At 62.2% G+C, this 24,233-nt stretch carries 23 protein-coding genes; 13 read left to right on the forward strand and 10 right to left on the reverse strand.

What is annotated here, in order from left to right; genetic code table 11:
* The 4 genes from EPO09_RS22345 to EPO09_RS13075 form a co-directional block, all read right to left on the reverse strand.
* A partial coding sequence (locus tag EPO09_RS22345) for a DUF6160 family protein (protein WP_367200073.1) occupies positions 1 to 171 on the reverse strand: 171 nt, incomplete at its 3' end.
* Positions 172 to 503: 332 nt separating this feature from the next.
* The gene (locus EPO09_RS13065) at positions 504 to 1,196 is read right to left on the reverse strand and encodes a VTT domain-containing protein (RefSeq protein WP_290643759.1); all 693 of its coding nucleotides are present in this window, start codon (positions 1,194 to 1,196) and stop codon (positions 504 to 506) included.
* A 134-nt stretch (positions 1,197 to 1,330) separates the two neighbouring features.
* Positions 1,331 to 1,714 carry a response regulator gene (locus tag EPO09_RS13070; RefSeq protein ID WP_290643760.1) on the reverse strand — a complete coding sequence of 128 codons (384 nt, stop codon included), beginning with the start codon at positions 1,712 to 1,714 and terminating at the stop codon, positions 1,331 to 1,333.
* A 24-nt stretch (positions 1,715 to 1,738) separates the two neighbouring features.
* Positions 1,739 to 2,422 (reverse strand): helix-turn-helix domain-containing protein, encoded by a 684-nt coding sequence (locus EPO09_RS13075; protein WP_290643761.1) that lies wholly within the window; start codon positions 2,420 to 2,422, stop codon positions 1,739 to 1,741.
* 174 nt (positions 2,423 to 2,596) lie between these two features.
* Between EPO09_RS13075 and greB the strand changes: the two genes are divergently transcribed.
* On the forward strand, positions 2,597 to 3,160 hold the full coding sequence (gene greB / locus EPO09_RS13080; RefSeq protein WP_290643762.1) for a transcription elongation factor GreB: 564 nt from the start codon (positions 2,597 to 2,599) through the stop codon (positions 3,158 to 3,160).
* Here greB and EPO09_RS13085 read toward each other — a convergent pair.
* The 4 genes from EPO09_RS13085 to EPO09_RS13100 form a co-directional block, all read right to left on the reverse strand.
* Positions 3,154 to 5,355, reverse strand: coding sequence for a bifunctional (p)ppGpp synthetase/guanosine-3',5'-bis(diphosphate) 3'-pyrophosphohydrolase (locus EPO09_RS13085; protein WP_290643763.1), 2,202 nt, complete (start codon positions 5,353 to 5,355; stop codon positions 3,154 to 3,156). The genes greB and EPO09_RS13085 overlap by 7 nt on opposite strands.
* Before the next feature lie 178 nt (positions 5,356 to 5,533).
* Entirely contained in the window at positions 5,534 to 5,737 is a 204-nt protein-coding gene (gene rpoZ, locus EPO09_RS13090; protein WP_035039139.1) for a DNA-directed RNA polymerase subunit omega, read from the reverse strand.
* A gap of 44 nt (positions 5,738 to 5,781) precedes the next feature.
* A complete protein-coding gene (gene gmk, locus EPO09_RS13095; RefSeq protein ID WP_290643764.1) occupies positions 5,782 to 6,402 on the reverse strand; it encodes a guanylate kinase in 621 nt (206 codons plus the stop codon).
* A gap of 71 nt (positions 6,403 to 6,473) precedes the next feature.
* A complete protein-coding gene (locus EPO09_RS13100) occupies positions 6,474 to 7,424 on the reverse strand; it encodes a YicC/YloC family endoribonuclease (protein WP_290643765.1) in 951 nt (316 codons plus the stop codon).
* 29 nt (positions 7,425 to 7,453) lie between these two features.
* Here EPO09_RS13100 and EPO09_RS13105 point away from each other — a divergent pair, with 29 nt between their 5' ends.
* The 5 genes from EPO09_RS13105 to hemW all read left to right on the forward strand — a co-directional run bounded on the left by EPO09_RS13105 (position 7,454) and on the right by hemW (position 12,187).
* Positions 7,454 to 8,422 carry a serine/threonine-protein kinase gene (locus tag EPO09_RS13105; RefSeq protein ID WP_035039133.1) on the forward strand — a complete coding sequence of 323 codons (969 nt, stop codon included), beginning with the start codon at positions 7,454 to 7,456 and terminating at the stop codon, positions 8,420 to 8,422.
* An 18-nt stretch (positions 8,423 to 8,440) separates the two neighbouring features.
* Positions 8,441 to 9,376 carry a PP2C family serine/threonine-protein phosphatase gene (locus EPO09_RS13110; RefSeq protein ID WP_290643766.1) on the forward strand — a complete coding sequence of 312 codons (936 nt, stop codon included), beginning with the start codon at positions 8,441 to 8,443 and terminating at the stop codon, positions 9,374 to 9,376.
* A gap of 92 nt (positions 9,377 to 9,468) precedes the next feature.
* Positions 9,469 to 10,209, forward strand: a complete 741-nt coding sequence (gene rph / locus EPO09_RS13115) for a ribonuclease PH (protein WP_290643767.1) — start codon at positions 9,469 to 9,471, stop codon at positions 10,207 to 10,209.
* A gap of 15 nt (positions 10,210 to 10,224) precedes the next feature.
* On the forward strand, positions 10,225 to 10,884 hold the full coding sequence (gene rdgB / locus EPO09_RS13120) for an RdgB/HAM1 family non-canonical purine NTP pyrophosphatase (RefSeq protein WP_290643768.1): 660 nt from the start codon (positions 10,225 to 10,227) through the stop codon (positions 10,882 to 10,884).
* A 37-nt stretch (positions 10,885 to 10,921) separates the two neighbouring features.
* Entirely contained in the window at positions 10,922 to 12,187 is a 1,266-nt protein-coding gene (gene hemW, locus EPO09_RS13125; RefSeq protein WP_290643769.1) for a radical SAM family heme chaperone HemW, read from the forward strand.
* Between the two features lie 123 nt (positions 12,188 to 12,310).
* Here hemW and EPO09_RS13130 read toward each other — a convergent pair whose 3' ends face one another.
* Complete coding sequence (locus EPO09_RS13130; protein ID WP_290643770.1) at positions 12,311 to 14,011, reverse strand: long-chain-fatty-acid--CoA ligase; 1,701 nt, start codon at positions 14,009 to 14,011, stop codon at positions 12,311 to 12,313.
* Positions 14,012 to 14,295: 284 nt separating this feature from the next.
* Here EPO09_RS13130 and EPO09_RS13135 point away from each other — a divergent pair, with 284 nt between their 5' ends.
* The gene (locus EPO09_RS13135; protein WP_290643771.1) at positions 14,296 to 14,832 is read left to right on the forward strand and encodes a hypothetical protein; all 537 of its coding nucleotides are present in this window, start codon (positions 14,296 to 14,298) and stop codon (positions 14,830 to 14,832) included.
* On the forward strand, positions 14,829 to 16,445 hold the full coding sequence (locus EPO09_RS13140) for a GMC family oxidoreductase (RefSeq protein ID WP_290643772.1): 1,617 nt from the start codon (positions 14,829 to 14,831) through the stop codon (positions 16,443 to 16,445). The genes EPO09_RS13135 and EPO09_RS13140 overlap by 4 nt, the downstream gene beginning before the upstream one ends.
* Positions 16,446 to 16,690: 245 nt before the next feature.
* On the opposite strand, the gene ompA is transcribed toward EPO09_RS13140, so the two are convergent.
* Positions 16,691 to 17,341: an outer membrane protein OmpA gene (ompA, locus tag EPO09_RS13145; protein ID WP_290643773.1), complete on the reverse strand. Its 651-nt coding sequence runs from the start codon at positions 17,339 to 17,341 to the stop codon at positions 16,691 to 16,693.
* 340 nt (positions 17,342 to 17,681) lie between these two features.
* Here ompA and gyrA point away from each other — a divergent pair, with 340 nt between their 5' ends.
* The 5 genes from gyrA to EPO09_RS13170 are packed head-to-tail and all read left to right on the forward strand — an operon-like array spanning position 17,682 to position 24,150.
* Positions 17,682 to 20,345 (forward strand): DNA gyrase subunit A, encoded by a 2,664-nt coding sequence (gene gyrA, locus EPO09_RS13150; protein ID WP_290643774.1) that lies wholly within the window; start codon positions 17,682 to 17,684, stop codon positions 20,343 to 20,345.
* A gap of 27 nt (positions 20,346 to 20,372) precedes the next feature.
* Positions 20,373 to 20,999, forward strand: a complete 627-nt coding sequence (locus EPO09_RS13155; RefSeq protein ID WP_290643775.1) for a hypothetical protein — start codon at positions 20,373 to 20,375, stop codon at positions 20,997 to 20,999.
* A gap of 15 nt (positions 21,000 to 21,014) precedes the next feature.
* Entirely contained in the window at positions 21,015 to 22,121 is a 1,107-nt protein-coding gene (gene serC, locus EPO09_RS13160) for a 3-phosphoserine/phosphohydroxythreonine transaminase (protein WP_290643776.1), read from the forward strand.
* Positions 22,114 to 23,244 carry a prephenate dehydratase gene (pheA, locus tag EPO09_RS13165; protein ID WP_290643777.1) on the forward strand — a complete coding sequence of 377 codons (1,131 nt, stop codon included), beginning with the start codon at positions 22,114 to 22,116 and terminating at the stop codon, positions 23,242 to 23,244. The genes serC and pheA overlap by 8 nt, the downstream gene beginning before the upstream one ends.
* 21 nt (positions 23,245 to 23,265) lie before the next feature.
* Complete coding sequence (locus tag EPO09_RS13170; protein WP_290643778.1) at positions 23,266 to 24,150, forward strand: prephenate dehydrogenase/arogenate dehydrogenase family protein; 885 nt, start codon at positions 23,266 to 23,268, stop codon at positions 24,148 to 24,150.
* Positions 24,151 to 24,233 lie beyond the last annotated feature (83 nt).

Consider the following 24,233-nt stretch of genomic DNA (forward strand, 5'->3'; position numbering starts at 1 on the left):
GTCGGTGTACTTGAACGAACCGATGTTGATGTTCAGGTCACCAGCGATCGACACGCCGTCCTGGCCGCTGACTTGGCTCAGGGCTGCGTCGTCGATCGAGGACATGGCGGAAGCGGAAGCGGCCACGGCGGTCAGAGCCAGGGCAACAACGGAAAGCTTGAATGCTTGCATGTAGAACTCCAGATGTATGTGTGTGAGTGGATCTCGCGCCGCGCCAGCTCATGCAACCTTTCAGGTGATCAGACTGTCCGGCTGGTTCGATGCGACGTCGGCATCGAAACCACGGCGATCTGGCTGCGGCGTGACCGAATCATCACGCCTTGATACAAATGCGAGACTGGCCTGACAAGCCAAGCGCATGACCCTCCAAACCACCCTAATGAAGGGCGAGGAAACCCCTTAAGTGCTAGCCCTGAAGGAACCGAAGGCGACTTGGCAAATGGCGACAAAAAAGGGGCCTCAGCCCCTTGAATTCCAGTGGAAACCCACCCTACGCCTCGCGTTCAGGCCGGCCGACGCAGCTTGCGACGCATCCACCAAAAAACAACGATCAGCAAAAGCACGCATGCAGCCAACGCGGCATAGCTGCTAGCACCTGGATCGCGCCAGGCCTCGGTCAATCTTTCCATGAACAAGGAAATCATGATCGTGCCGGGCATCAGTCCAATGAACGTGCCCAGGACGTAATCCAGCAAACCCACTCGCAATGCACCCGCGACCATGTTGATCATGATGAATGGTGCAACCGGCAAGGCACGCACCAGGATGACGGTCAACAAGCCGCGACGCTGCAAATGGCTCGACAGCAAGACCAGACGCCCCTTTGTCCAGCGGTCCATGGTTTGCGCGCCCGTGTATCGACCAATCCCGTACGTCACAGTAGAGCCCGCCACCATGCCGATCAAGGCATAGAGCATCCCCGGCCAGGGTGTGAAGATCAGCGCACCCACCGTGATCAGCACCAGCACCGGCATGCCAAGCATCACAGCCACCACGTAACCGCCGATGACCGCCAAGGGCCCGATCGGCAATGCCAGCAATTGGCGCCCCATCTCGCTCAAGGATTGCGGATCAAGCCAGTGACGCATGTCAGGCCTGCGCAGCAGCAGCGCCAATCCCACCAGGATCGACAGATATACCGCCAGCAATACCCAGCGCCAGATCTGCCGACCGGCAGCCACAGGCTTTTCACTCACGAACGACTCCATCAAGCGGGGCGCCTGCTTCCCCCGGCGTGCCACAGGCTGCAGCATCTTGAGGCAAGACGCGCTTGAAATCAGCCGGGGCTTACCTTGGTGTCGTCCTGGACACCCCGGGAGTCGGGGGGCAACTAGATGTCCACCGTGGCACCTGCCATGGCTTCCACGCGCTCGATCAACGCCATCGGGCTGAACGGCTTGACGATGTAGGCATCCGCGCCCGCAACCGCCCCCTCCGCCAGATCGCCCGACTGTCCGCGTGCCGTGAGCATGAGCACCTGAATCTGCTTGAGCTCGGGATCCTGCTTGATCTGATGGCAGACCTGATAGCCGTCCAGCTCGCCGGGCATCATCACGTCCAGCAACATCACGTGCGGCTTGAGGGCTCTGGCCATGCGCAGGCCAGTCTCGCCATCTGGCGCCTCGTGAATGTCGAAGTCACCGAACTCCAGTGTCATGCGCACCAGCTTGCGGATATCGGCCTGATCATCCACGATGAGAATGCGATAGCTCATGCCATGACTCCGACTGCACGCCCGTCAAGAGACGCGCTGCCCCAATAGCCAACGGCCAACGCGAACTGCCACGGCCTCTGCCGTCACCGGCAGGTTCATGACCTCGGCTGACTTGGGCAGGCCACCACGGCGCGCCAGATCGTGCTCACCGCATTCGGTCAGCACCAGGATGCGCATGTTGGCGATCGATTCGCAACGCTCCAGCGTGCGCAGCATGGCCATGCCGTCCATGCCGGGCAGCTCCAGATTCGTGATCAGCAGATCAGGCACTTTCTGGCCGATCTGCAGCAAAGCCAGATAACCTGTTTCGGCAAAACGCAGGCTCACGGCAGAGCCATAGGGCTGCATGGCCTGCGCACAGCGAACCTGCCAGTCCTGGTCATCGGCGACCAGCAAGACGTCCATCGGCGTCAGGGCATTCGAAGGTTCGGGAGGCAAGGCCATCGGCACCGCATCCAGCAAGGCATGCGCATGAGGGCGGGTCAAGGCGCTGCGGGGCATGGTCTCCCCGCCCAGGCCCGTGCTCAAGGCCAGCGCTTCTACCGCGTTGTAGGGAATGCGGCGATGACCGCCAGGCGTGCGAGCGGCAGGCAGGATATCGGCCTCCACCCACAGTTGGACAGTACGCAGTGAAACGCCCAGGCGCAGGGCGGCTTCACGGGTCGTCAGCATGCGGGCGGCTGGGCCCAGAGGGATGACTTGAGACATCTCGCGCCTTTCAAACACTCGCCACTTGGCAGTTGAGATACCGTCCTTATCGGCAGTGATTTCATTTTTGCGAGTTCAAAAGCACTGCGGTGCGCCAGAGCATGCACAAAGACGGTGCCCTCGTGAAGAAGTGGCGCTTTGGCAAGCCCGGCGAATTGGGCACAATCGTGCTCCATGAACAAAGCCTTCACCAAGGAACCCGACGGGGACGATGACGACGACCTGTCATTGCCCCCGCTGCCTGCTGGCGGCAAGAACTACATCACGCCCCAGGGCTACCAGCGCCTGCGCACCGAGCTGCTCAACCTGATCGACATCGAGCGCCCCAAGATTGTGGAGATCGTGCACTGGGCCGCCTCCAATGGCGACCGCTCCGAAAACGGCGACTACATCTACGGCAAGAAGCGCCTGCGCGAGATAGACCGCCGCATTCGCTTTCTGACCAAACGGCTGGACATCGCCGAAGTGGCTGACCCGAGCCTGCACCATGGCCATGACCAGGTGTTCTTCGGTGCCACCGTGACGTACGAGAACCTCGCGGGCGTGTCGCGCACGATCACGATCAAAGGCATCGACGAGGTCGACAGCCTTCAGGGCGAGGTCAGTTGGGTGTCACCCATTGCCCGAGCCTTGATCAAGGCGCGCGAAGGCGATGAAGTTCAGTTGATGACGCCAGGCGGCATCGAGCGCCTGGAAATCATCAAGGTGCGATACCCGGCGCCGGAAACCAGTCACTGACTGAAACGCTCGGCCTTGAGCACCACAGGGCAACGCTTGAGCGTGCGGATCACATCAGCCAGGTGCTCGGTATCGCGCACGGACAGCGTCAGCTTCAACTCGGCCGTTTCGCCCAGGCGCTCGTCACCCATCTCGATGTGGGTGATGTCGGTCTCGGCACTGCTGATAGAGGCGGCCACCTGCGCCAGCACGCCCTTGCCATTGGCCACCAGCACCTTCACGGCTGTTTCGAACAAGCGTGTAGGTTCATCAGACCAGCTCACATCAATCCAGCGTTCGCTGTCGCGCTCGAACAGGCGCTTGCCCACACCGCAGGACTGCGTGTGCACCACCAGGCCTTCACCCCGGCCCAGATAGCCCGCAATCGGATCCCCCGGCACAGGGCAACAACAAGGTGCCAACTGCACGGTCGCGCCTTCGCTGCCATCGATGATCACCGAGCCATGTGAAGGCGTTTCATCCGAGAAGCGGCCCAGCGTCAGCGTGAGCGCATCGGGCTTGGAACCCGTCTCGGCCATCAGCTGCGCCAGGCGCTTGGCCACCATCGTGGCGATCTTGCGGCCCAGGCCGATATCGGCCAGCAACTCGTCGCGGCTGCGGTTGCCACCCCAACGGATCAGGCTTTGCCACAACTGGCCTGCAGCGCCCTCGGTGTTTTCGTCACCCGCAGGCAGCGTCAACCCTTCTGCGCGCAGTGCCTGCCCCAGCAGCTTCTCACCGAGTTCCAGAGACTCCTCGGCTTCCATGTTCTTGAGGTAATTGCGGATCTTGGAGCGTGCCCTGCCCGTGCGAACAAAGTTCAACCAGCTCGGATTGGGTTTGGCGCTCGCCGCCGTGATGATCTCGACCACATCGCCGCTGCGCAACTCGGTACGCAAGGCCACCGGTTCGCCATTGACCTTGGCCGACACGCAGCGGTCGCCCACACCTGAGTGGATCGCATAGGCGAAATCCACCAGCGTGGCGCCCTTGGGCAGCGCCACGATGCGCGATTTGGGCGTCAACACATAGACCGACTCGGGGAACAGGTCGATCTTGAGGTGCTCCAGGAACTCGGCCGAATCACGCGTTTCGTGCTGGATGTCGATGAGCGACTGCAGCCACACAGCGGCCTGCTGCGGCGAGGCGTCATCGGCCGCATCCTGCTCCTTGTACATCCAGTGCGCGGCAATGCCCTTCTCGGCCACGGCATGCATGGCCTGCGAGCGGATCTGGAACTCCACCGCCGTGCCCACCGGGTTCACCAGCGTCGTGTGCAAGGACTGGTAGCCGTTGGCCTTGGGGATGGCGATGTAGTCCTTGAAACGGCCCGGCAGCGGTTTGTAGAGCTGGTGCAGCACGCCCAAAGCGCGGTAGCAATCGAGCAGCTCACGGGCCACGATACGGAAGCCGAAGATGTCGCTGACCTGGGCGAAGCTCAGGCGCTTTTCGATCATCTTGTTGTAGATCGAGAAGATGGTCTTCTCGCGGCCATAGACCTCGACCTTCATGTCCGCGTCATGAAAGGCCTCTTCCACTTCCTTGCGGATGCGGTCCACCAGATCACGGCGGTTGCCACGCGTTTTCTTGACGGCCTTGGACAACACCGAGTGCCGCCAGGGGTTGATGTACTGGAAGGAGAGTTCCTGCAACTCGCGGTAGGTCTGGTTCAGGCCCAGACGGTGCGCGATGGGCACGTAGATGTCCAGCGTCTCACGGGCGATGCGGGCCCGCTTGTGCGAGACCATCGCATCCATCGTGCGCATGTTGTGCAGACGGTCGGCCAACTTGATCAGGATGACGCGCACATCGCGCGCCATGGCCAGCAGCATCTTGCGGAAAGACTCGGCCTGGGATTCTTCCTTGGTCGAGAACTGCAGCTTGTCCAGCTTGGTCAGGCCGTCCACGATTTCGGCCGTGGGCGCGCCGAAGCGTTCGATCAGCTCGATCTTGGTGACGCCGCAGTCTTCCATGGCGTCATGCATGAGCGCGGCCATGATGGCCTGCGCATCGAGCTTCCAGTCGGCACAAAGGCCGGCCACGGCGATGGGGTGCGTGATGTAGGGCTCACCGCTGGCGCGGAACTGGCCCAGGTGAGCCTCGTCGGCAAAGCGGTAGGCGTCGCGCACGCGGCGGATGTCCGCCTCGTCCAGATAGTCGAGTTTGTGAGTCAGAGCGGCGAAGGAAGCCGCGGCAGCATCATGGGCCAGGGTCATGTGTTGACTGTAGCGTGATTGTGTTGGGCCGTGAGAGACCTGAATCAATCAAGGAAATAGCAAATGCAATGGCAGGTGCAATAAAAAAAGCCCGTTCGAGACGGGCCTTTTTGCAAGTTGGATGCCGCAGACAGTCATCAGGGGCATCGGCTCCCGTGGGAGCAACCGATCACACGGATCAGGTCGGGACCTTGCGCAGCATTTCCAGGCCAACCTGGCCGGCTGCGATTTCGCGCAGGGCGGTCACGCCGGGCTTGTTGCGCGACTCAATCTTGGGCGTGTGGCCTTGGCTCAGCATGCGAGCACGGTAGGTTGCAGCGAGCACCAACTGGAAGCGGTTGGGGATCTTTTGCAGGCAATCTTCAACGGTGATGCGGGCCATGTGAACGCTCCGGGTAGGTATCCAAGGGTCTGGTCAAACCGAGGTCAAACCAGATTGAGAGCACGGAACACAACAGACTTGTTCCGGCGCTGAGCCGCGTATTTTAACCGCTGTGAATGAACAATGGCCTTCAAATCAAACAAAGCCGACTCAAAAAGTGCATTCACGACGATGAAATCGAAGAATTGAGCCTGCCCCACCTCGATGCGGGCGTTCGCCATGCGCAATTCGATGGTTTCGGCGCTGTCCTCGCCGCGGCGGTTCAGGCGCTGCAGCAGCTCTTCATAGCTGGGCGGCAGGATGAAGATCAGGATGGCATTGGGGAAGATCTTCTTGATCTGCAGGGCGCCCTGCCAGTCGATTTCCAGCACCACGTCTTCGCCATTCTTGATGCGGCTTTCAATGGCGTGGCGCGAGGTGCCGTAATGGTTGCCGTGCACCTCGGCGTGCTCGAAGAAGTCACCCCGCTCCACCATGGCCAGGAACTCTTCCTTGCTGGTGAAGTGGTACTCGCGGTCCTGTTGCTCCTGCCCGCGCGGCGCCCGCGTGGTGTGCGACACGGACACCTGCAGGCGGGAGTCCAGCTCCAGCAGCGCCTTGACCAGGCTGGATTTACCGGTGCCGCTGGGCGCGGACACCACGAACAGGTTGCCGGGATAGTCCATGACGTTGTCTCCAGAGCAGGCCGACGAGGCGTCAGCAGACACAGGGGAGGTTTGGGGCAAATTATCGGCAGTCATTCGATGTTCTGAACCTGTTCGCGCATTTGTTCGATCAAAACCTTCATTTCGACCGAAATCTGCGTCAATTCCAGCGCCGCGGCCTTGGAGCCCAGCGTATTGGCTTCACGGTGCAATTCCTGGATCAGGAAATCCAGGCGCTTGCCCACCTCACCGCCTTTTTTCAGCAAGCGGGCGATCTCATCCAGGTGGGCCTTCAGGCGTTGCAGCTCTTCGTCCACGTCAATGCGCAAGGCATAGGCCGCCGCTTCGTTCAAGGCGCGCTCCTGCGCAGCTTCGGGCGTCACATTGCCCCCCACGGCCTGCAAGGCTTCCTGGTACTTCTGAACAAAACGCTCCTGCTGACGCTGAACGGCCAGCGGCACCAGCGGCGTGGCCTGTTCGGCCAACGCCTGCAAGCCCTTGAGCTTGTCCTTGAGGATGCCCACCAGGCGCACGCCCTCGCGCTGCCGCGCCTCTTTCAGGGCCTCGATGCACTGGCGTGCCGACTCCATGGCCGCATCTTCCAGCTTGACCGATGGCGCCGCCGCGCGGCACCAGTTCAGGATCTCGTTGACCGACAAGGGCGTGGCCTTGGGCAACCAGTTCTGAACCGTGCCTTCCAGGCGCGCCAGGGTATGGAGCTGATCAGGCTGAGGCGAGGGCCAGCCTGCATCCGCCGCACGCTGAGGCTGCATGCGCAACTCGATCTTGCCGCGCTTGAACGAAGCCGTGAGCAAGTCACGCAAAGCGGGTTCCAGCGCACGGAACTCGTCGGCCAGCTTGAAGCTCAGATCCAGGAAGCGGCTGTTGACGGAGCGCAGTTCCGCCCCCACGCCGCCCGAAGCGCTCTTGCCCGAACCAGGGCGTGACGAAGTGGACGCATCCCCCTCATCGGTGTTTTCACTGACGTGGTCGGGAGCCGACGCAACCGCGCTGGCAAAGCCGGTCATAGAGTAGACTGACATGGTTACTTGACACCAGACAAAACCCGATTATGTCAAAGCCGAAACCTGCCCCGTTGCCTTCGGGCACCGTTGTGGGCGGCTACCAAGTCGTCAAGAAGCTCGCCGCAGGCGGTTTTGGGGTGGTTTATCTTTGCGAAGACCCCGACAAACGGTTGGTCGCTCTCAAAGAATATTTGCCCGCCTCCCTGGCAGAACGTGCCCCTGGGGAGCTGATTCCGCGCGTCAAACCCGACAAGCAACCGCTCTACCGCCTGGGCCTGAAAAGCTTCTTCGAAGAAGGCCGCTCGCTGGCGCAAATTGCCCACCCCAGTGTGGTGTCGGTGCTGAATTTCTTCCGCGAGAACGAAACCGTCTACATGGTGATGAACTACCTTCAGGGCGACACCCTGCAGGATTTCATCGTCACGGCGCGTGATCTCAAGCGCGACAAGGTTTTCCGCGAATCCACGATCCGTTCCTTGTTTGACGAGATCCTGCGCGGCTTGCGCATCGTCCATCAGCACAAGATGCTGCACCTGGACATCAAGCCCGCCAACATCTTCATCACCAACGACAACAAGGCCGTGCTGCTGGATTTCGGCGCCGCACGCGAGGTGCTGTCCAAGGAAGGGAACTTCATCCGCCCGATGTACACGCCCGGCTTTGCCGCGCCCGAGATGTACCGCCGCGATGGCTCCCTGGGCCCCTGGACGGACATCTACGCGATTGGCGCCTGCATCTACGCCTGCATGCAGGGCTACCCGCCCAACGATGCGCCCCAACGTCTGGAAAAAGACCGCTTAGGGCTTTCTCTCTCAAGACTGCGCAACGTGTATTCGGATAACCTCATCGAAGTGACCGAGTGGTGCATGTCGCTGGATCCCCTGGCCCGCCCGCAAAGCGTTTTCGCCTTGCAAAAAGAACTGGCCCGCGAGACGGAAAGACGCTACTCGAAGCTCACGTTTGCCGAGCGGGTCAAACTGCAACTTGAAAACCTCAAATCCGGGGCGAAGGCCTAAGGAAAGCATGGCGCTGGCATGAGATTCTCTGTCTACCAGATCAGCCGCAAAGGCGGCCGCGAGAAAAACGAAGACCGCATGGGCTATTGCTACACGCGGGATTCAGGCCTGTTTGCCCTGGCAGACGGCATGGGCGGCCACCCCGAAGGCGAAATGGCCTCCCAACTGGCCTTGCAAACCATGGCCGCGCTCTACCAGCGCGACGCCCGCCCCACCCTGGCCGACCCCATTCGCTTCCTGCAGGACGCCGTCATGGCGGGCCACCATCAGCTGCTGCGCTATGCCAGCGAAAAAGGCCTGATGGACACGCCCCGCACGACCATCGTCGCCTGCATCCTGCAAGGCAACTCGGCGTACTGGGCCCATTGCGGCGATTCGCGCCTGTACTTCGTGCGCGGCGACAAGCTGATTGCCCGCACGCGCGATCACTCTTACTCCGAACTGCAGCAAACCTTGTCGACCGTGGTGCCCCTCAACGAGCGCTACAACCGCAACGTGCTGTTCACCTGCCTGGGCAGCCCCGGCAAGCCCGTGGTTGACACGGCCGGCCCGCTGATCATGCAAGAGGGCGACCGCATCATGCTGTGCTCCGACGGCATGTGGGGCACGGTCGAGGACGAAGAAATCACCCGCCACCTGTCCACCCGCACCATCTCGGATGCCGTGCCGGAACTCGTGGAAGTGGCCCTGCGCAATGGCGGCGTCAAGTGCGACAACGTGACCGTGCTGGCGATGGAGTGGGAATCGGCCTCCAACGATGACGGCCCCAATGTCTCGACCGACACCCTGGGCGAAGAGGTTTTTGCCTCCACCATCCAGGCCAGTGTGGGCAACACGGGCACGCCGGGCGACAATGTCGAGGCCGACGACCTGGACGAAGCCGAGATCGAACGATCGATCCGCGAGATCAACGAAGCGATCCGCCGCTCAGCCAACGCTGCCAAGAAGTCCTGAGGCAGCCCACACAGCCCTGATGTTTCTCGGGCAACTCGTACAACGTCAACCGGCCTCAAGGGCCGGTTGTTTTTTTCAAAGAGACTTTTCCCATGGCATACCAACGCAACCAAGGCCGCGCCGCCGACGCCCTGCGCCCTCTGACCATCACCCGCGGCTACACCAAGCATGCTGAAGGCTCGGTCCTGATCTGCTTTGGCGACACCAAGGTGCTGTGCACCGCCTCGGTGGAAGAGAAGGTGCCACCGCACAAGCGCGGCAGCGGCGAAGGCTGGGTTACAGCCGAATACGGCATGCTGCCCCGTGCCACCCACTCACGCAGCGACCGTGAAGCCGCACGTGGCAAGCAGACAGGCCGCACGCAAGAGATCCAGCGACTGATCGGCCGCAGCCTGCGCGCCGTGTTCGATCTGGCCAAGCTCGGCGAGCGCTCCATCGTGATCGACTGCGACGTCATCCAGGCCGATGGCGGCACCCGCACCGCCGCCATCACCGGCGCTTATGTGGCCGCCGTGGATGCCGTATCCGGCCTGATCGCCAAGGGCAAGCTCACCGCCAGCCCGATCATGCATCCCGTGGCCGCCATCAGCGTGGGCATCGTGGAAGGCACGCCCCTGCTCGATCTGGAATACACCGAAGACTCGGCTTGCGATACCGACATGAACGTTGTCATGACGGGCGCAGGCCACTTCGTGGAAGTGCAAGGCACCGCTGAAGGCGTGGCCTTCACACGCGCCGAGATGGACCAGTTGCTGGCCCTGGCCGACAAGGGCATCCGCGAGCTGATCTCGGCCCAGGCTGGCGCGCTGGCTCAGCCCCTGGTCAAGGCCTGACCCGCCGCACAAGCCATGAGCAAGCAACTGATCCTCGCGTCCAACAACGCCAAGAAGCTGCGTGAACTGCAAGCCCTGATCAACCCGCTCGGGGTCGAACTGGTCACACAAGGCTCACTGGGCATTGCCGAGGCCGAAGAGCCCCACATCACCTTCGTGGAAAACGCCCTGGCCAAAGCCCGCCATGCCGCGCGCGAAGGCCAAGGCCCGGCCATCGCCGATGACTCCGGCCTGTGCGTGGCCGCATTGGGCGGCGCACCAGGCGTGCGCTCGGCCCGCTATGCCGTGGACGCCGGCCGCATCGCCGAAGGCCTGCCCCGCGAGCAGATCGACACGGCCAACAACGCCTGGCTGATGGCCCAGATGCAAGGCCAGCCCAACCGCCGCGCCCACTTCACCTGCCTGCTGGTGGCGGTGCGCCATGCCGATGATCCTGAACCGCTGATCGCCGAAGGCCATTGGGAAGGTGAACTGCTGAACGAAGGCCAAGGCGAGCATGGCTTTGGCTATGACCCGCTGCTGTGGATCCCGGCCTATCAGCAAAGCGCCGCCCAGCTCGCCCCAGAGGTCAAGAACGGCATCAGCCATCGCGCGCAAGCCTGCCAGAAGATGCTGGCCCTGATCCAGCATCAATGGGGCCTGGGCCAAGGCGATCGCTGGCCTTGGCAGCTTTGAACCGCGCTCGCGCGCCGCAACCCGAATCGCCCACAAGATGATCACGCTGCAACGCCCTGGCGCCCTGCAGGCCCTGCCGCCGCTGTCGCTGTATGTGCACCTGCCCTGGTGCCTCAAGAAGTGCCCCTATTGCGATTTCAATTCGCATGAGGCCAGCCGAGGCCAGGGCAGTCCGCTCACCTCGCCCATCGCCATGCCGGGTGCAGCGCCGATGTCCGCGCCGCCAGCAGGCCAAGCCACCAGCCATCTCAGCCCTGAACTGGAAGCCCGCTACATCCAGGCCCTGATGGCCGATCTCGAATCAGCGCTGCCCCAGATCTGGGGCCGCCGCGTGCACACCATCTTCATCGGTGGCGGCACGCCCAGCCTGTTCTCGCCCGACAGCATCGACCGCCTGCTGGCCGACATCCGCGCCCGCCTGCCATTGGAGCCGCAATGCGAGATCACGCTCGAAGCCAATCCCGGCACCTTCGAGAAAGACCGCTTCAAGGCCTTCCGCCAAGCCGGGGTGAACCGCCTGTCCATCGGCGTGCAAAGCTTCGATGACGCTAAGCTCAAGGCGCTGGGCCGCGTGCATGACCGTGCGCAGGCCATCGCCGCCATCGAAGAAGCGCAGCGCCACTTCGACACCTTCAACCTGGATCTGATGTACGCCCTGCCCGGCCAGAGCACAGCCGATCTGGATGCCGACGCGCAGCAGGCACTGGCCTTCGAGCCACCGCATCTCTCGCTCTATCACCTCACGATGGAGCCCAACACCGTCTTCGCCAACCAGCCTCCGAAGGATCTGCCTGACGACGACACGGCGTTTGACATGCTCGATCACCTGATCGAACGAGCCGACGCCGCCGGCCTGCAGCGCTACGAGGTCTCGGCCTACGCGCGGCCTGGCCACCAGTGCCAGCACAACCTCAACTACTGGCAGTTCGGCGACTACCTTGGCATCGGTGCGGGCGCGCACAGCAAGATCAGCTTCCCGGATCGTATCGTGCGCCAGGTACGTTGGCGCGAACCCGCCAGCTACATGGACAAGGCCCTGCAAGGCCAGGCTTGCTCGAATGAAACGCCGGTGGACCTGTCCTCACGCGGCTTCGAATTCATGATGAACGCCCTGCGCCTCAAGGATGGCTTCGAGTTGCTGCGCTTTGGCGAACGCACCGGGCTCACACTGGCCAGCATCCAGCAGCCATTGGCTCAGGCCGAAGCACAGGGCCTGCTGCAACGAGATCTGGCGCGCGCCTGGCCCACAGCCAAGGGCTTTGATTTCCTGAGCGACTTGCAGGCTTTGTTCCTGAAAGACTGAGCATCTCGTGATGCGTTGATCTACACAGCACAAAGCATCACACCCAAGAAAAAAGCCGCTGACATCACATCAGCGGCTTTTTCATTGGAGGCCCCTTACGAGGCCATCAGCAACCCGACCAGATCAGGCGGCCTTCTTCTCATCACGCAGTTCACGGCGCAGGATCTTGCCCACATTGGTCTTGGGCAGGTCGTTGCGGAACTCGATGTGCTTGGGGCACTTGTAGCCGGTCAGTTGCTCGTGGCAGAAAGCCTTCAGCGCAGCCTCGGTCAGCGTCGCGTCCTTGCGCACCACGTACAGCTTCACGGCTTCGCCAGACTTGTCGTCAGGCACGCCCACAGCCGCGCACTCCAGCACGCCGGGGTGCATGTTGACGACCTGCTCGACCTCGTTGGGGTACACGTTGAAGCCCGACACCAGGATCATGTCCTTCTTGCGGTCCACGATCTTGAACAGACCGGTCGAGTCCATCACGCCGATGTCGCCCGTGCGGAAGAAACCATCGGCCGTCATGACCTTGGCGGTTTCGTCAGGACGATTCCAGTAACCGGCCATCACCTGCGGGCCACGGATGGAGATCTCACCCACACCGCCGACATCCAGATGGTTGCCGTCATCATCCAGGATGGCGACTTCTGTCGAAGGAATCGGATAGCCGATGGCGCCGTTGAATTCGTTCAGATCCAGGCGGTTGGCCGTGGCCACTGGCGAGGTCTCAGACAGGCCATAACCTTCCACGATGGGGCAGCCAGTGACCTTCTTCCAGGTATCGGCCGTGGCTTGCTGAACAGCCATGCCGCCGCCGTTGGACACCTTCAGACCAGAGAAGTCGATCTTATTGAAATCGGGGTGATTGACCAGTGCATTGAACAGCGTGTTCACAGCCGGGAACTGGTTGACCTTGTACTTCTTCAGCGTCTCGATGAAACCGGGGATGTCACGCGGGTTGGCGATCAGCAGGTTCATGCTGCCCATGCGGGCGCCCATCATGTAGCAGACCGTCAAAGCGAAGATGTGATACAGCGGCAGTGCGCACACCACGGTCAACGGCTGATCACCCAGCTTGCCCAGTTCAGGCTTGAACCAGGCTTCGTTTTGCAGGATGTTGGCCACCACATTGCGATGCAGCAGCGTGGCCCCCTTGGACACGCCGGTCGTGCCGCCCGTGTACTGCAGGAAGGCCACATCATCGGGCTTGAGCGTGGGGCGGTTGTACTTGGCCGAACGGCCTTGCGACACCGCATCCTTGAACTTCGTGACCTTGCACTTGTCGTTGTTGGGCAGCGTGAAAGCCGGCACCATCTTCTTGACGTTGCGCACGACGAAGTTGACGATCAGGCCCTTGGGGAAAGGCAGCATGTCACCCATGGCGGCCAGCACGATGTGCTTGACGGGCGTGCGGGCCACGACTTCCTGCAGCGTGACAGCGAAGTTCTCCAGAACAATGATGGCCTCGGCGCCCGAGTCCTTCAATTGATGCTCGAGTTCGCGCGGTGTGTACAGCGGGTTGACGTTGACCACCACATAACCGGCACGCAGCACGGCAGCGATCGCCACCATGTACTGAGGGATGTTGGGCATCATCAAGGCGATGCGAGCACCCTTGGCCAAGCCCTTGGACTGGAACCAGCCGGCCAGTGCGCACGACAGGTCATCGATCTGCTCGAACGTCCAGTGCACGTCCATGAAGGCTGCCATGTCACGCTTGGCAAATTGCTTGAACGATTGCTCCAGCAGTTCAACCAGCGAGTTGTACTCACCGGGGTTGATTTCAGTGGGTACGCCGGGCTCGTAGCTGGCCAGCCAGGGTTTGGAAGTCGTCATTCGTCATCCTCTTGAATGAGTGGATCAATTGCAGGCTGACCTGCATCAGGAGCCCAGGAAATTCGCGTGTAGCGCTGCATGAATTCTGCAACATTCGTGACTAAGGGTATTCCCTGAAACCGAGACGCCGTACTTCTTGTTCATTCCGCCGACAGGCCTGAAAAAAGCGTCCCCGAGAGGTTAAACGCCATCGCCCTGCACAACACACGCAAGGCACAATCTCTCGGCAATCTGACTCACCATCTTTCCTTATTTGGAAACTGTTACGAACGGAAGCCAAACACATGGTCGACCGATCCATAGATCATCCACTTCAACCCAAGCGCCGCTGGTTTCTCAAGACAGCGCTGGCGATCGGGACGGTAGGCGGCGCGCTCGGCGGGCTGGTCTACTGGCACCGGGGCATGAGCAACGGCAAGCTGACTGAACACGGCCGTGACGTACTTCGAGGCCTGACCATGGGCTTCGTTGGCCCCATGCTGCCCAAGGACAAGACTCAGCGAGACGCCATCATCGAGGGCCATCTCGCCCACACAGAAGCATTCCTCAACGGCATGCCCAACGTGCTGCAGATCGAGGTCAACGCCTTGCTGGGCTTGCTGGGCAACTACCCCACCCGCAAGCTGCTGACCGGCATGGGCACGTCCTGGACGGATGCGTCCGACGAGCAACTCGCTCAAGCCCTTGAAGCCATGCGCCTCAACCCGCTGCCCAGCACGCGCCTGACCTATCAGTCGCTGCGCGGTGTCGTCTGCATGTCCTTCTTCTCCAACAGCGCCCACTGGCCTCTGACCGGCTACCCCGGCCCCGTCCAAATATGAGCAAACTCCCCGATCCATTCCGCGAAGGCCTGGCACGTGGCTGGAAGGCCACCAATGGCGAACAAGGCCTGCCCGAGCAAGTGCAGTGCGATGTCGTCATCGTGGGCTCTGGCGCTGGTGCCGGCATCACCGCTGAATTGCTGACCAAGGCTGGCCTGGATGTCGTGCTGGTTGAAGAAGGCCCGCTGCGCACCAGCACCGACTTCAATCAGAAAGAGTCCGAGGCTTACGCCAGCCTGTACCAGGAAGGCGGCGGCCGCAAGAACATGGATGGCACCCTGACCTTGCTGCAAGGTCGCTGCGTGGGTGGCACCACTGTCATCAACTGGACCAGCTCCTTCCGCACACCTGCTTCCACCCTGAAGTTCTGGGAAGACAACTTCGGCCTCAAGGACTTCGATGAAGCCACCATGGCCCCCTGGTTCGGTCAGGCTGAAAAGCGCCTGAACATGCACAAGTGGGAAGAAGCGCCACCCAACGCCAACAACGAATTGCTGCGCACGGGCGCCAAGAAGCTGGGCATCTCGGCGGACGTGATCCCGCGCAACGTCAAAGGTTGCTGGAACCTGGGCTCGTGCGGCATGGGCTGCCCGACCAACGCCAAGCAGTCGATGCTGGTCACGACCATCCCCTCGTCTCTGGAAGCCGGTGCGCGCCTGTTCTATCAAACCCGCGCTCAGGAATTCGTGATCAAGGGCGACAAGGTTGAAGGCCTGATCTGCGTGCCGATCCGCGTCAACGGCCAGAAGACATCCGACAAGGTGATGCGCATCACGGCCAAGCACTACGTGGTGTCCGGCGGCGCGATCAACTCGCCCGCCCTGCTCAAGCGCTCGAAGGCACCAGACCCGCACGATCTGCTGGGCACGCGCACCTTCCTGCACCCGGTGGCGTTTTCGGGCGGCGTGTTCGAACAGCGCATCGAAGGCTGGGCCGGCGCACCACAGTCGATCTACTCGGATCACTTCGTGCACAACGCCCCGCCAGAAGGCCCCATCGGCTACAAGCTGGAAGCCACCCCCATGCACCCTGGCCTGGCGGCCGTGCTGATGGGCGGCTATGGCAAGGGCCTGGCCGAGCGCTTCCAGAACTACCCCAACACGCAGATGATGCTGGCGCTGCTGCGCGATGGCTTCCACCCGGAATCCACTGGCGGCAACGTGATCCTGAACGTGGACGGCAGCCCGCTGCTGAACTACGCGATGTCCGACTACGTGCTGGCCGGCTTCAAGCAAGCCTTGCTGACCATGGCCGAAGTGCAGTTCGCTGCTGGCGCCAAGAAAGTGATGCCGCTGCACGAGCAGGCGCAGTACTACACCAGCTGGGCTGAAGCCAAAGCGGCCATCTCGGCTTACGAGATGAAGTCCTACTACGTGGGTGGCGGCAGCGCGCACATCATGGGCGGATGCCGCATGGGTGGCACCGAGCAGCAAGGCGTGGTGCGTCCGGATGGCGTGCACTGGCAACTGTCGAACCTGTCGGTGCACGACGGCTCGCTGTTCCCCACCAGCATCGGCGCCAACCCGCAGTTGTCGATCTACGGTTTGACCAACCGTCTGGCAACCGGCCTGGCCAAGCGTCTGTCGGGCAAGGACGTGGCTTTGGTGGCTTAAGTTCGCTGTTCGCTTGCCTCTATGCAAAACCCGCCTTCTGGCGGGTTTTGTTTTTGTTGATGCGCTTCGCTCAGGATGCTTGTTTGTATGGTGCCGGCCATGCGGGGTCGGAGGCCGGGCGAAGACCGGACGGAGGACATGAGTGCAGCCGTGTACCCCATTAGCCTTTTCCTTACGCCACATCCACCACACCAAAAGAAAAAGGCCCTCAACGAGGGCCTTTTGGTCATCCGGTTAAAACCGAATTACTTGGTGCGTGTACCCACCACTTCGATTTCAACGCGACGGTTCTTGGCGCGGCCAGCGTCAGTCTTGTTGTCGGCCACAGGCTGCGACTTGCCTTTGCCTTCGGTGTAGATACGCGAAGTTTCGATGCCCTTGCCAGCCAGGTAGGTCTTCACGGCTTCAGCGCGCTTGACCGACAGCTTCTGGTTGTAGGCGTCGGTACCCTTGGCGTCGGTGTGACCCACAGCGATCACGACTTCCAGCGTCAGACCCTTGACCTTGTCAGCCAGATCGTCCAACTTGGCCTTGCCTTCCTTCTTCAGGTCAGCCTTGTCGAAGTCGAAGAAAGCGTCAGCGGCGAAGCTCACCTTTTCAGTGGCAGGCGCAGCAGGCACCACCACAGGGGCGGGAGCAGGTGCTGGTGCAGGAGCAGCAGCTGCGGGAGCAGGTGCTGGAACGGGCGCAGCAGGAGCGGCAGGCGCAGGCACGCCGTCGCAACCTTGAACGCCAGTTTCTGGCGTCCATGGGGTGTCGCGCCAGCAATGTTCATTGGAGCCGTTCTTCCAGACGGTGCCGTCGGTAGCGCGCCAGTTGTTGATGTCATCGGCAAAAGCGGTGCCAGCCAGCGCAGCAGCGACAAACAGAGCGGCAACTTTGTTGAGTTTGTTCATGCAAATCCTCACGATTAAGACGCAGATTCCACTGCGGAGCACCCTGTCAGGGCAACCTCCCCTCAAGGGGGCGGGGACGTAACCACTAGGTAAACCCTAGGGCACATAACGAAAACGATTGTGCCATAGCCACTTTCCGGCTCAAGTCAGACAGGGGTAAGACGGGGTCTGGGCAAGGAGAAGCGGCCATATTGTTGCGCTGGGGCGACATTGCCGGCCAATTACAATCCCCTCTTTGACCGCACGCACGCCCGCAAGGGGGTCGCCTGCGCCAGTGGAAGCCCCTGACGCCCACTGAGCCATCCCGGCCCAGGCGTCTCTTCTCACCGCTTTAGCCCGCATGACGCAATTCGCCAAGGAAACCCTGCCCATCAGCCTCGAAGAGGAGATGCGGCGTTCGTACCTCGATTACGCGATGAGCGTGATCGTCGGCCGGGCCCTGCCTGATGCCCGTGATGGTCTGAAACCCGTGCACCGCCGCGCCCTGTACGCGATGCACGAGCAGAACAACGACTGGAACCGCCCCTTCAAGAAGAGCGCGCGTATCGTCGGTGACGTGATGGGTAAATACCACCCACACGGTGACTCTGCGATTTACGACACCATCGTCCGCATGGCGCAGCCCTTCTCGCTGCGCCACATGCTGGTCGACGGCCAGGGGAACTTCGGCTCGGTTGACGGCGACAACGCCGCGGCCATGCGTTACACCGAAATCCGCCTGACGAAGATCGCCCACGAGATGCTGGCCGATATCGACAAGGAAACGGTCAACTTCGGCCCGAACTACGACGGCTCGCTGCAAGAGCCCCTGGTGCTGCCGGCTCGCGTGCCCAACCTGCTGGTCAACGGCTCGGCCGGTATCGCCGTGGGTATGGCCACGAACATCCCGCCGCACAACCTCAATGAGGTGGTGGACGCCTGCCTGCACGCCCTGAGGAATCCCGGCTGCTCGATCGACGAGCTGATGGAGATCATCCCCGCGCCCGACTTCCCCACGGCCGGCATCATCTACGGCCTGTCTGGTGTGCGCGAAGGCTACCGCACGGGTCGTGGCCGCGTGGTCATGCGCGCCCGCGTGCACTTCGAAGACATCGGCAAGGGCGACCGCCAGGCGATCATCGTTGACGAGATCCCCTACCAGGTCAACAAGAAGACGCTGCTGGAGCGCATCGCCGAGCTGGTCAACGAAAAGAAGATCGAAGGCATCAGCCACCTGCAGGACGAGTCCGACAAGTCCGGCATGCGCGTGGTGATCGAGCTCAAGCGCGGCGAAGTGCCTGAGGTCGTGCTGAACAACCTGTACAAGCAGACGCAACTGCAGGACACCTTCGGCATGAACATGGTGGCCCTGATCGACGGGCAACCCAAGCTGTGCAATCTGAAAGACCTGATCACGGTCTTCCTGGAACACCGCCGTGAAGTGGTGACCCGCCGCACCGTGTTCGAGCTGCGCAAGGCGCGCGAACGTGGCCACGTGCTGGAAGGCCTGGCCGTGGCGCTGGCCAACATCGACGAGTTCATCGAAACCATCAAGACCTCGCCGACGCCCCCGGTGGCCAAGGCCGCCCTGATGAGCAAGGGCTGGGATTCGTCCATGGTGCGCGAGATGCTGGCACGCGTGGGCACAGACACGCCTGGCGGCGCGGCGGCCTATCGCCCCGAAGGCCTGCCCATGAGCTACGGCCTGCAGCCTGATGGCATGTACCGCCTGTCGGATTCGCAAGCCAGCGAAATCCTGCAGATGCGCCTGCAGCGCCTGACCGGTCTGGAGCAGGACAAAATCATCGGCGAGTACCGCGATGTGATGACCGAGATCGCCGACCTGCTGGACATCCTGTCCAAGCCCGAGCGTGTATCCGTCATCATCGGCGACGAGCTGACTGCCATCCGCACCGAGTTCGGTCAGACCAAGGTTGGCGAGCGCCGCTCCACCATCGAGCACAACGCGCAAGAGCTGGGCACGGAAGACCTGATCACCCCGACCGACATGGTCGTGACGCTCTCGCACACCGGCTACATCAAGAGCCAGCCGCTGAGCGAATACCGCGCCCAGAAGCGCGGCGGGCGCGGCAAGCAGGCTGCAGCGACGAAGGAAGACGACTGGATCGACCAGCTCTTCATCGCCAACACGCACGACTACATCCTGTGCTTCAGCAACCGTGGCCGCGTGTACTGGCTCAAGGTCTGGGAAGTGCCGCAAGGCTCGCGCAACTCGCGCGGCCGCCCCATCGTGAACATGTTCCCGCTGGAGAAGGACGAGAAGGTCAACGTGGTGCTGCCCCTGACCGGCGAGTTCCGCACCTTCCCTGAAGACCACTACATCTTCATGTCGACCCGCCTGGGCACCGTCAAGAAGACCCCGCTGACCGACTTCAGCAACCCCCGCAAGGCCGGCATCATCGCCGTGGGCCTGGACGAGGGCGATGTGCTGGTCGGCGCTGCACTGACCGATGGCAAGCACGACGTGATGCTGTTCTCTGACGGTGGCAAGGCCGTGCGCTTCGACGAAGAAGACGTGCGCCCGATGGGCCGCTCGGCTCGCGGCGTGCGCGGCATGATGCTGGAAGAGGGCCAGTCGGTCATCGCCATGCTGGTGGCCGAAGACGAAACGCAATCCGTGCTGACGGCCACCGAAAACGGTTACGGCAAGCGCACGAGCATCGTCGAGTACACCCGCCATGGTCGCGGCACCAAGGGCATGATCGCCATCCAGCAATCCGAGCGCAACGGCAAGGTGGTCGCGGCCACCCTGGTGCGTCCGGAAGACGAAATCATGCTGATCACCGACAAGGGCGTGCTGGTACGCACCCGCGTCAGTGAGATCCGAGAACTGGGCCGCGCCACACAAGGCGTGACCCTGATCTCGCTGGATGAGGGCGCCAAGCTGATCGGCCTGCAACGCATCGTGGAAAACGACGCCAATGCGAATGCCGAAGGCGAAGAAACCAGTGGTGACACACCGGAAGCCGGGAACGCCGATACTGATGGCGCAACCGAAAACTGATCGATCAATCTGATTGAAGGACCCTGAATGACGCTGACGAAAACGGTATGGGCAACGGCTGTGGCCGCTGCATTGGCAGTGACCTCCCTGTCCGCTCATGCTGACAAGAAGGACCTGGTTCAGAAGGTGTTGACGCTGCAGCAAGGCGGCCTGGACGAGCTGTCTCGCAATGTGGCCGAGCAGCCTGCGCGCCAGTTGGCCGGCAGCGTGCGTCAGATCATGGCGCAGGCCGTGCCTGAAGATAAGCGCGAAGCAACCGCCAAACAGATCGACGTTGAAATCAAGAAGTACGTCGAATCGGCCACACCTTTGTTCAAGGCTTCTGCCACCAAGCTGGCCCCCACGACCGTGGGCCCGATGCTGGAAGAAAAATTCTCGGAAGACGAACTCAAGCAACTGATCTCGATCCTGGAATCGCCCGCACTGAAGAAGTACCAGACCCTGATGCCAGAAGCCACACAAGGCCTGCTGGAAAAGGTGGTGGCAGACGCCAAGCCTCAGGTCACACCCAAGCTGCAAGCGCTGGAAGCAGCTGTGCGCAAGATCCTGGATACCGCCACAGGTGGCCGACTCAGCGGTGGCGGCGCCCCGGCACCTGCTGCAGCCCCAGCACCCGCCCCTGCCCCGGCTGCCAAACCAGCCGCCAAGAAGTAAGCCTGATTCCTGACCATGACGCGCCCATTCAATTTTTCAGCCGGCCCTGCCGCATTGCCTGAAGAAGTCCTGCAACAAGCCGCCAGCGAAATGCTGGACTGGCACGGTTCAGGCATGGGCGTCATGGAAATGAGTCACCGCGGCAAGGAGTTCATCTCCATTGCCGAGCAGGCCGAAGCCGATCTGCGCGAGATCCTGTCTGTTCCCTCGAACTACAAGATCCTCTTCATGCAGGGCGGCGCCATCGCCGAAAACGCCATCATCCCGATGAACCTCTCGCGTGGCGGCCGTGCAGACTACGTGATCACGGGTTCGTGGTCGCAAAAATCTGCCAAGGAGGCGCGCAAGTACTGCGAGGTGCATGTGTCGGCCACCAATGAAGCCGATCACCACACCACGCTGCCAGCTTACGGCAGCTGGAAGGTGAGCGACAACGCGGCCTACGTGCACGTGTGCAGCAACGAGACCATCCATGGCGTCGAGATGCACGAGTTGCCCGATCTGGCTGCGCTGGGCAGCAAGGCCCCGCTGGTGATCGACTGCTCCTCGCACATCGTGTCGCGCCCCATCGACTGGTCGCGCGTGGGCCTGGCCTATGCCGGTGCGCAGAAGAACATCGGCCCGGCAGGTCTGACCATCGTCATCGTGCGTGAAGACCTGATCGGCCATGCCCTGCCCGTCACGCCCACAGCGTTTGACTACAAGATCGTGGCCGACAACGGCTCGATGTACAACACACCGCCAACGTATCCCTGGTACCTGGCTGGCCTGGTGTTCCAGTGGATCAAGCAGCAACGCGAAGGCGACCTGACCGGCCTGGCGGCCATCGAAGCACGCAACGTGGCCAAGGCCGATCTGTTCTACGACTATGTGGACACGTCCGGCTTCTACGTGAACAAGGTGGCGGCCAACTGCCGTTCGCGCATGAACATCCCCTTCTTCCTGAACAACGAAGCGCTCAACGACGCCTTCCTGTCGGGCGCCAAGGCCGCCGGCCTGCTGCAACTCAAGGGCCACAAGAGCGTGGGCGGCATGCGCGCCTCGATCTACAACGCCATGCCACTGGCTGGCGTACAAGCCCTGGTCGCCTACATGAAGGACTTCGCTGCAAGCCATGGCTGATCACGCCCCCGATCATTTCAAACCCGATGGCCGCCCGGTTGACGAGCAACTGGCCGATCTGCGCGTGCGCATCGACGTGGTGGACCAGCAGTTGCTGACCCTGCTTAACGAGCGCGCCAAGCTGGCCCAGGCCGTGGGCGAAGTCAAGAAGATCGACGGCTCGCCCGTGTTCCGTCCGGACCGCGAAGCGCAAGTGATCGACAAGCTGAAGAACCGCAATCCCGGCCCCGTGCTGGCTGACAGCATCGCCCCGATCTGGCGCGAGATCATGTCGGCCTGCCGCTCACTGGAAGCGCGCCAGCGCGTGGCCTTCCTGGGTCCGATCGGCACATTCACTGAGCAGGCGATGCTGAACTACTTCGGCTCGTCCATCGAGCCCATCGCCTGCCCCAGCTTCGACGAGATCTTCCGCGCCACCGAGGCCGGCTCGGCCGACTTCGGCGTGGTGCCCATCGAGAACTCGACCGAAGGCGTCGTGGCCCGCTCGCTGGACCTGCTGCTGCAATCGCCCCTGACCATCATCGGCGAGACCAGCCTGCTGGTGACCCACAACCTGCTGCGCAAGGAACTGAGTCACGATGACATCAAGGTGATCTGCGCCCATCCGCAGGCCTTGGCCCAATGTCAAGTCTGGCTGAGCCAGAACCTGCCCAACGCCGAACGTCGCGCCGTATCCAGCAATGCAGAAGGCGCACGATTGGCCGCTCAAGATGCCAGCGTCGCGGCCCTGGCCAGCGAACGGGCCGCCCTGCAATTCGGCCTGCATGTGGTGCAGCGCGCCGTGCAGGACGAGGCCCACAACCGCACGCGATTCGTGGTGGTGACCCATACCGACACGCACACGCCCGCGGCCCCGACCGGCCACGATTGCACCAGCCTGGCGGTATCGGTAGACAACCGCCCGGGTGCGGTGCACGATCTGCTCGTGCCGCTCAAGCGTCACGACGTGTCCATGACCCGTTTCGAGTCGCGCCCAGCGCGCTCCGGCCAGTGGGAATACGTGTTCTTCATCGACCTGGCCGGCCATCCGGCGCAGGACAACGTGGCCGCCGCGCTCGAAGAGCTGCGCGCCCAATGCTCTCTTTTCAAGGTGCTCGGCAGCTTCCCGCTGGATGTGCACTGAAGTTTCCAGGACGTTTGCATCATGTTCAACCAACTCGGCCTGATCGGCTGCGGCCTGATGGGCGGCTCGTTCGCCCTGGCCCTGAAAAAGGCCGGTCTGGTCAAACGGGTCGTGGGGTACAGCAAATCGCCCTCCACCGTTGAGAAAGCTCGCCGCCTGGGCGTGATCGACGTTGCCGCTGAATCCGCCCTGCTGGCCGTATCCGGCTCGGACATCGTGCTGATCGCCGTGCCCGTGGCCGCCAGCGAAGGCACCTTCAAGGCCATCCGCCACCTGGTGGATCCGGGCGTGCTCTTCATGGACGTGGGCTCCACCAAGCGCGATGTGGTCGATGCGGCCCGCCGCGTGCTGAAAGAGCGCCTGCCCTCCTTCGTGCCGGCCCACCCGATCGCAGGCCGTGAAGTGGCCGGCATCGAGCATGCCGACGCCTCGCTCTACCAAGGCCGCAAGACCATCCTGACACCGCTGCCGCAAACCAACCCGGCGCTCATCCAGAAGGCCACCGATGTGTGGGCCGCCGTGGGTTGCCAGGTGCTGAAGATGACGCCGGAGAACCACGACGCCGCTTTCGCCGCCGTGAGCCACCTGCCGCATCTGCTGGCCTTTGCCTACATGAATGCGATGGCCGAGCAGCCTCTGGGCCAGGAGTACCTGTCCCTGGCCGGCCCGGGCTTTCGCGACTTCACGCGCATCGCCGCCAGCGATCCCACCATCTGGCGCGACATCCTGCTGTCCAACCGCGAAGAAGTGCTCAAGCAATCCGAGGCCTTCCGCAATGCGCTGGAGCAGATGGAACGCCAGATGCGCGACTGGAACGGCCCGACCCTGCAAGAACAGATCCAATCCGCGTCCGATGCCCGCAGCCAGTGGCAGTTGGGCGCCAAGTCGTCGGTGACACGTCAGTAAGCCTGCGCGACTGACACCTGCCGCACGAAACCGCTCCCGCCTTCGCTCCTCATGTACACCACAGCCTTCCTCGACCTCCCGCC

The sequence above is a fragment of the Aquabacterium sp. genome, assembly GCF_004297345.1.
Taxonomy (GTDB): Bacteria; Pseudomonadota; Gammaproteobacteria; order Burkholderiales; family Burkholderiaceae_C; genus Aquabacterium.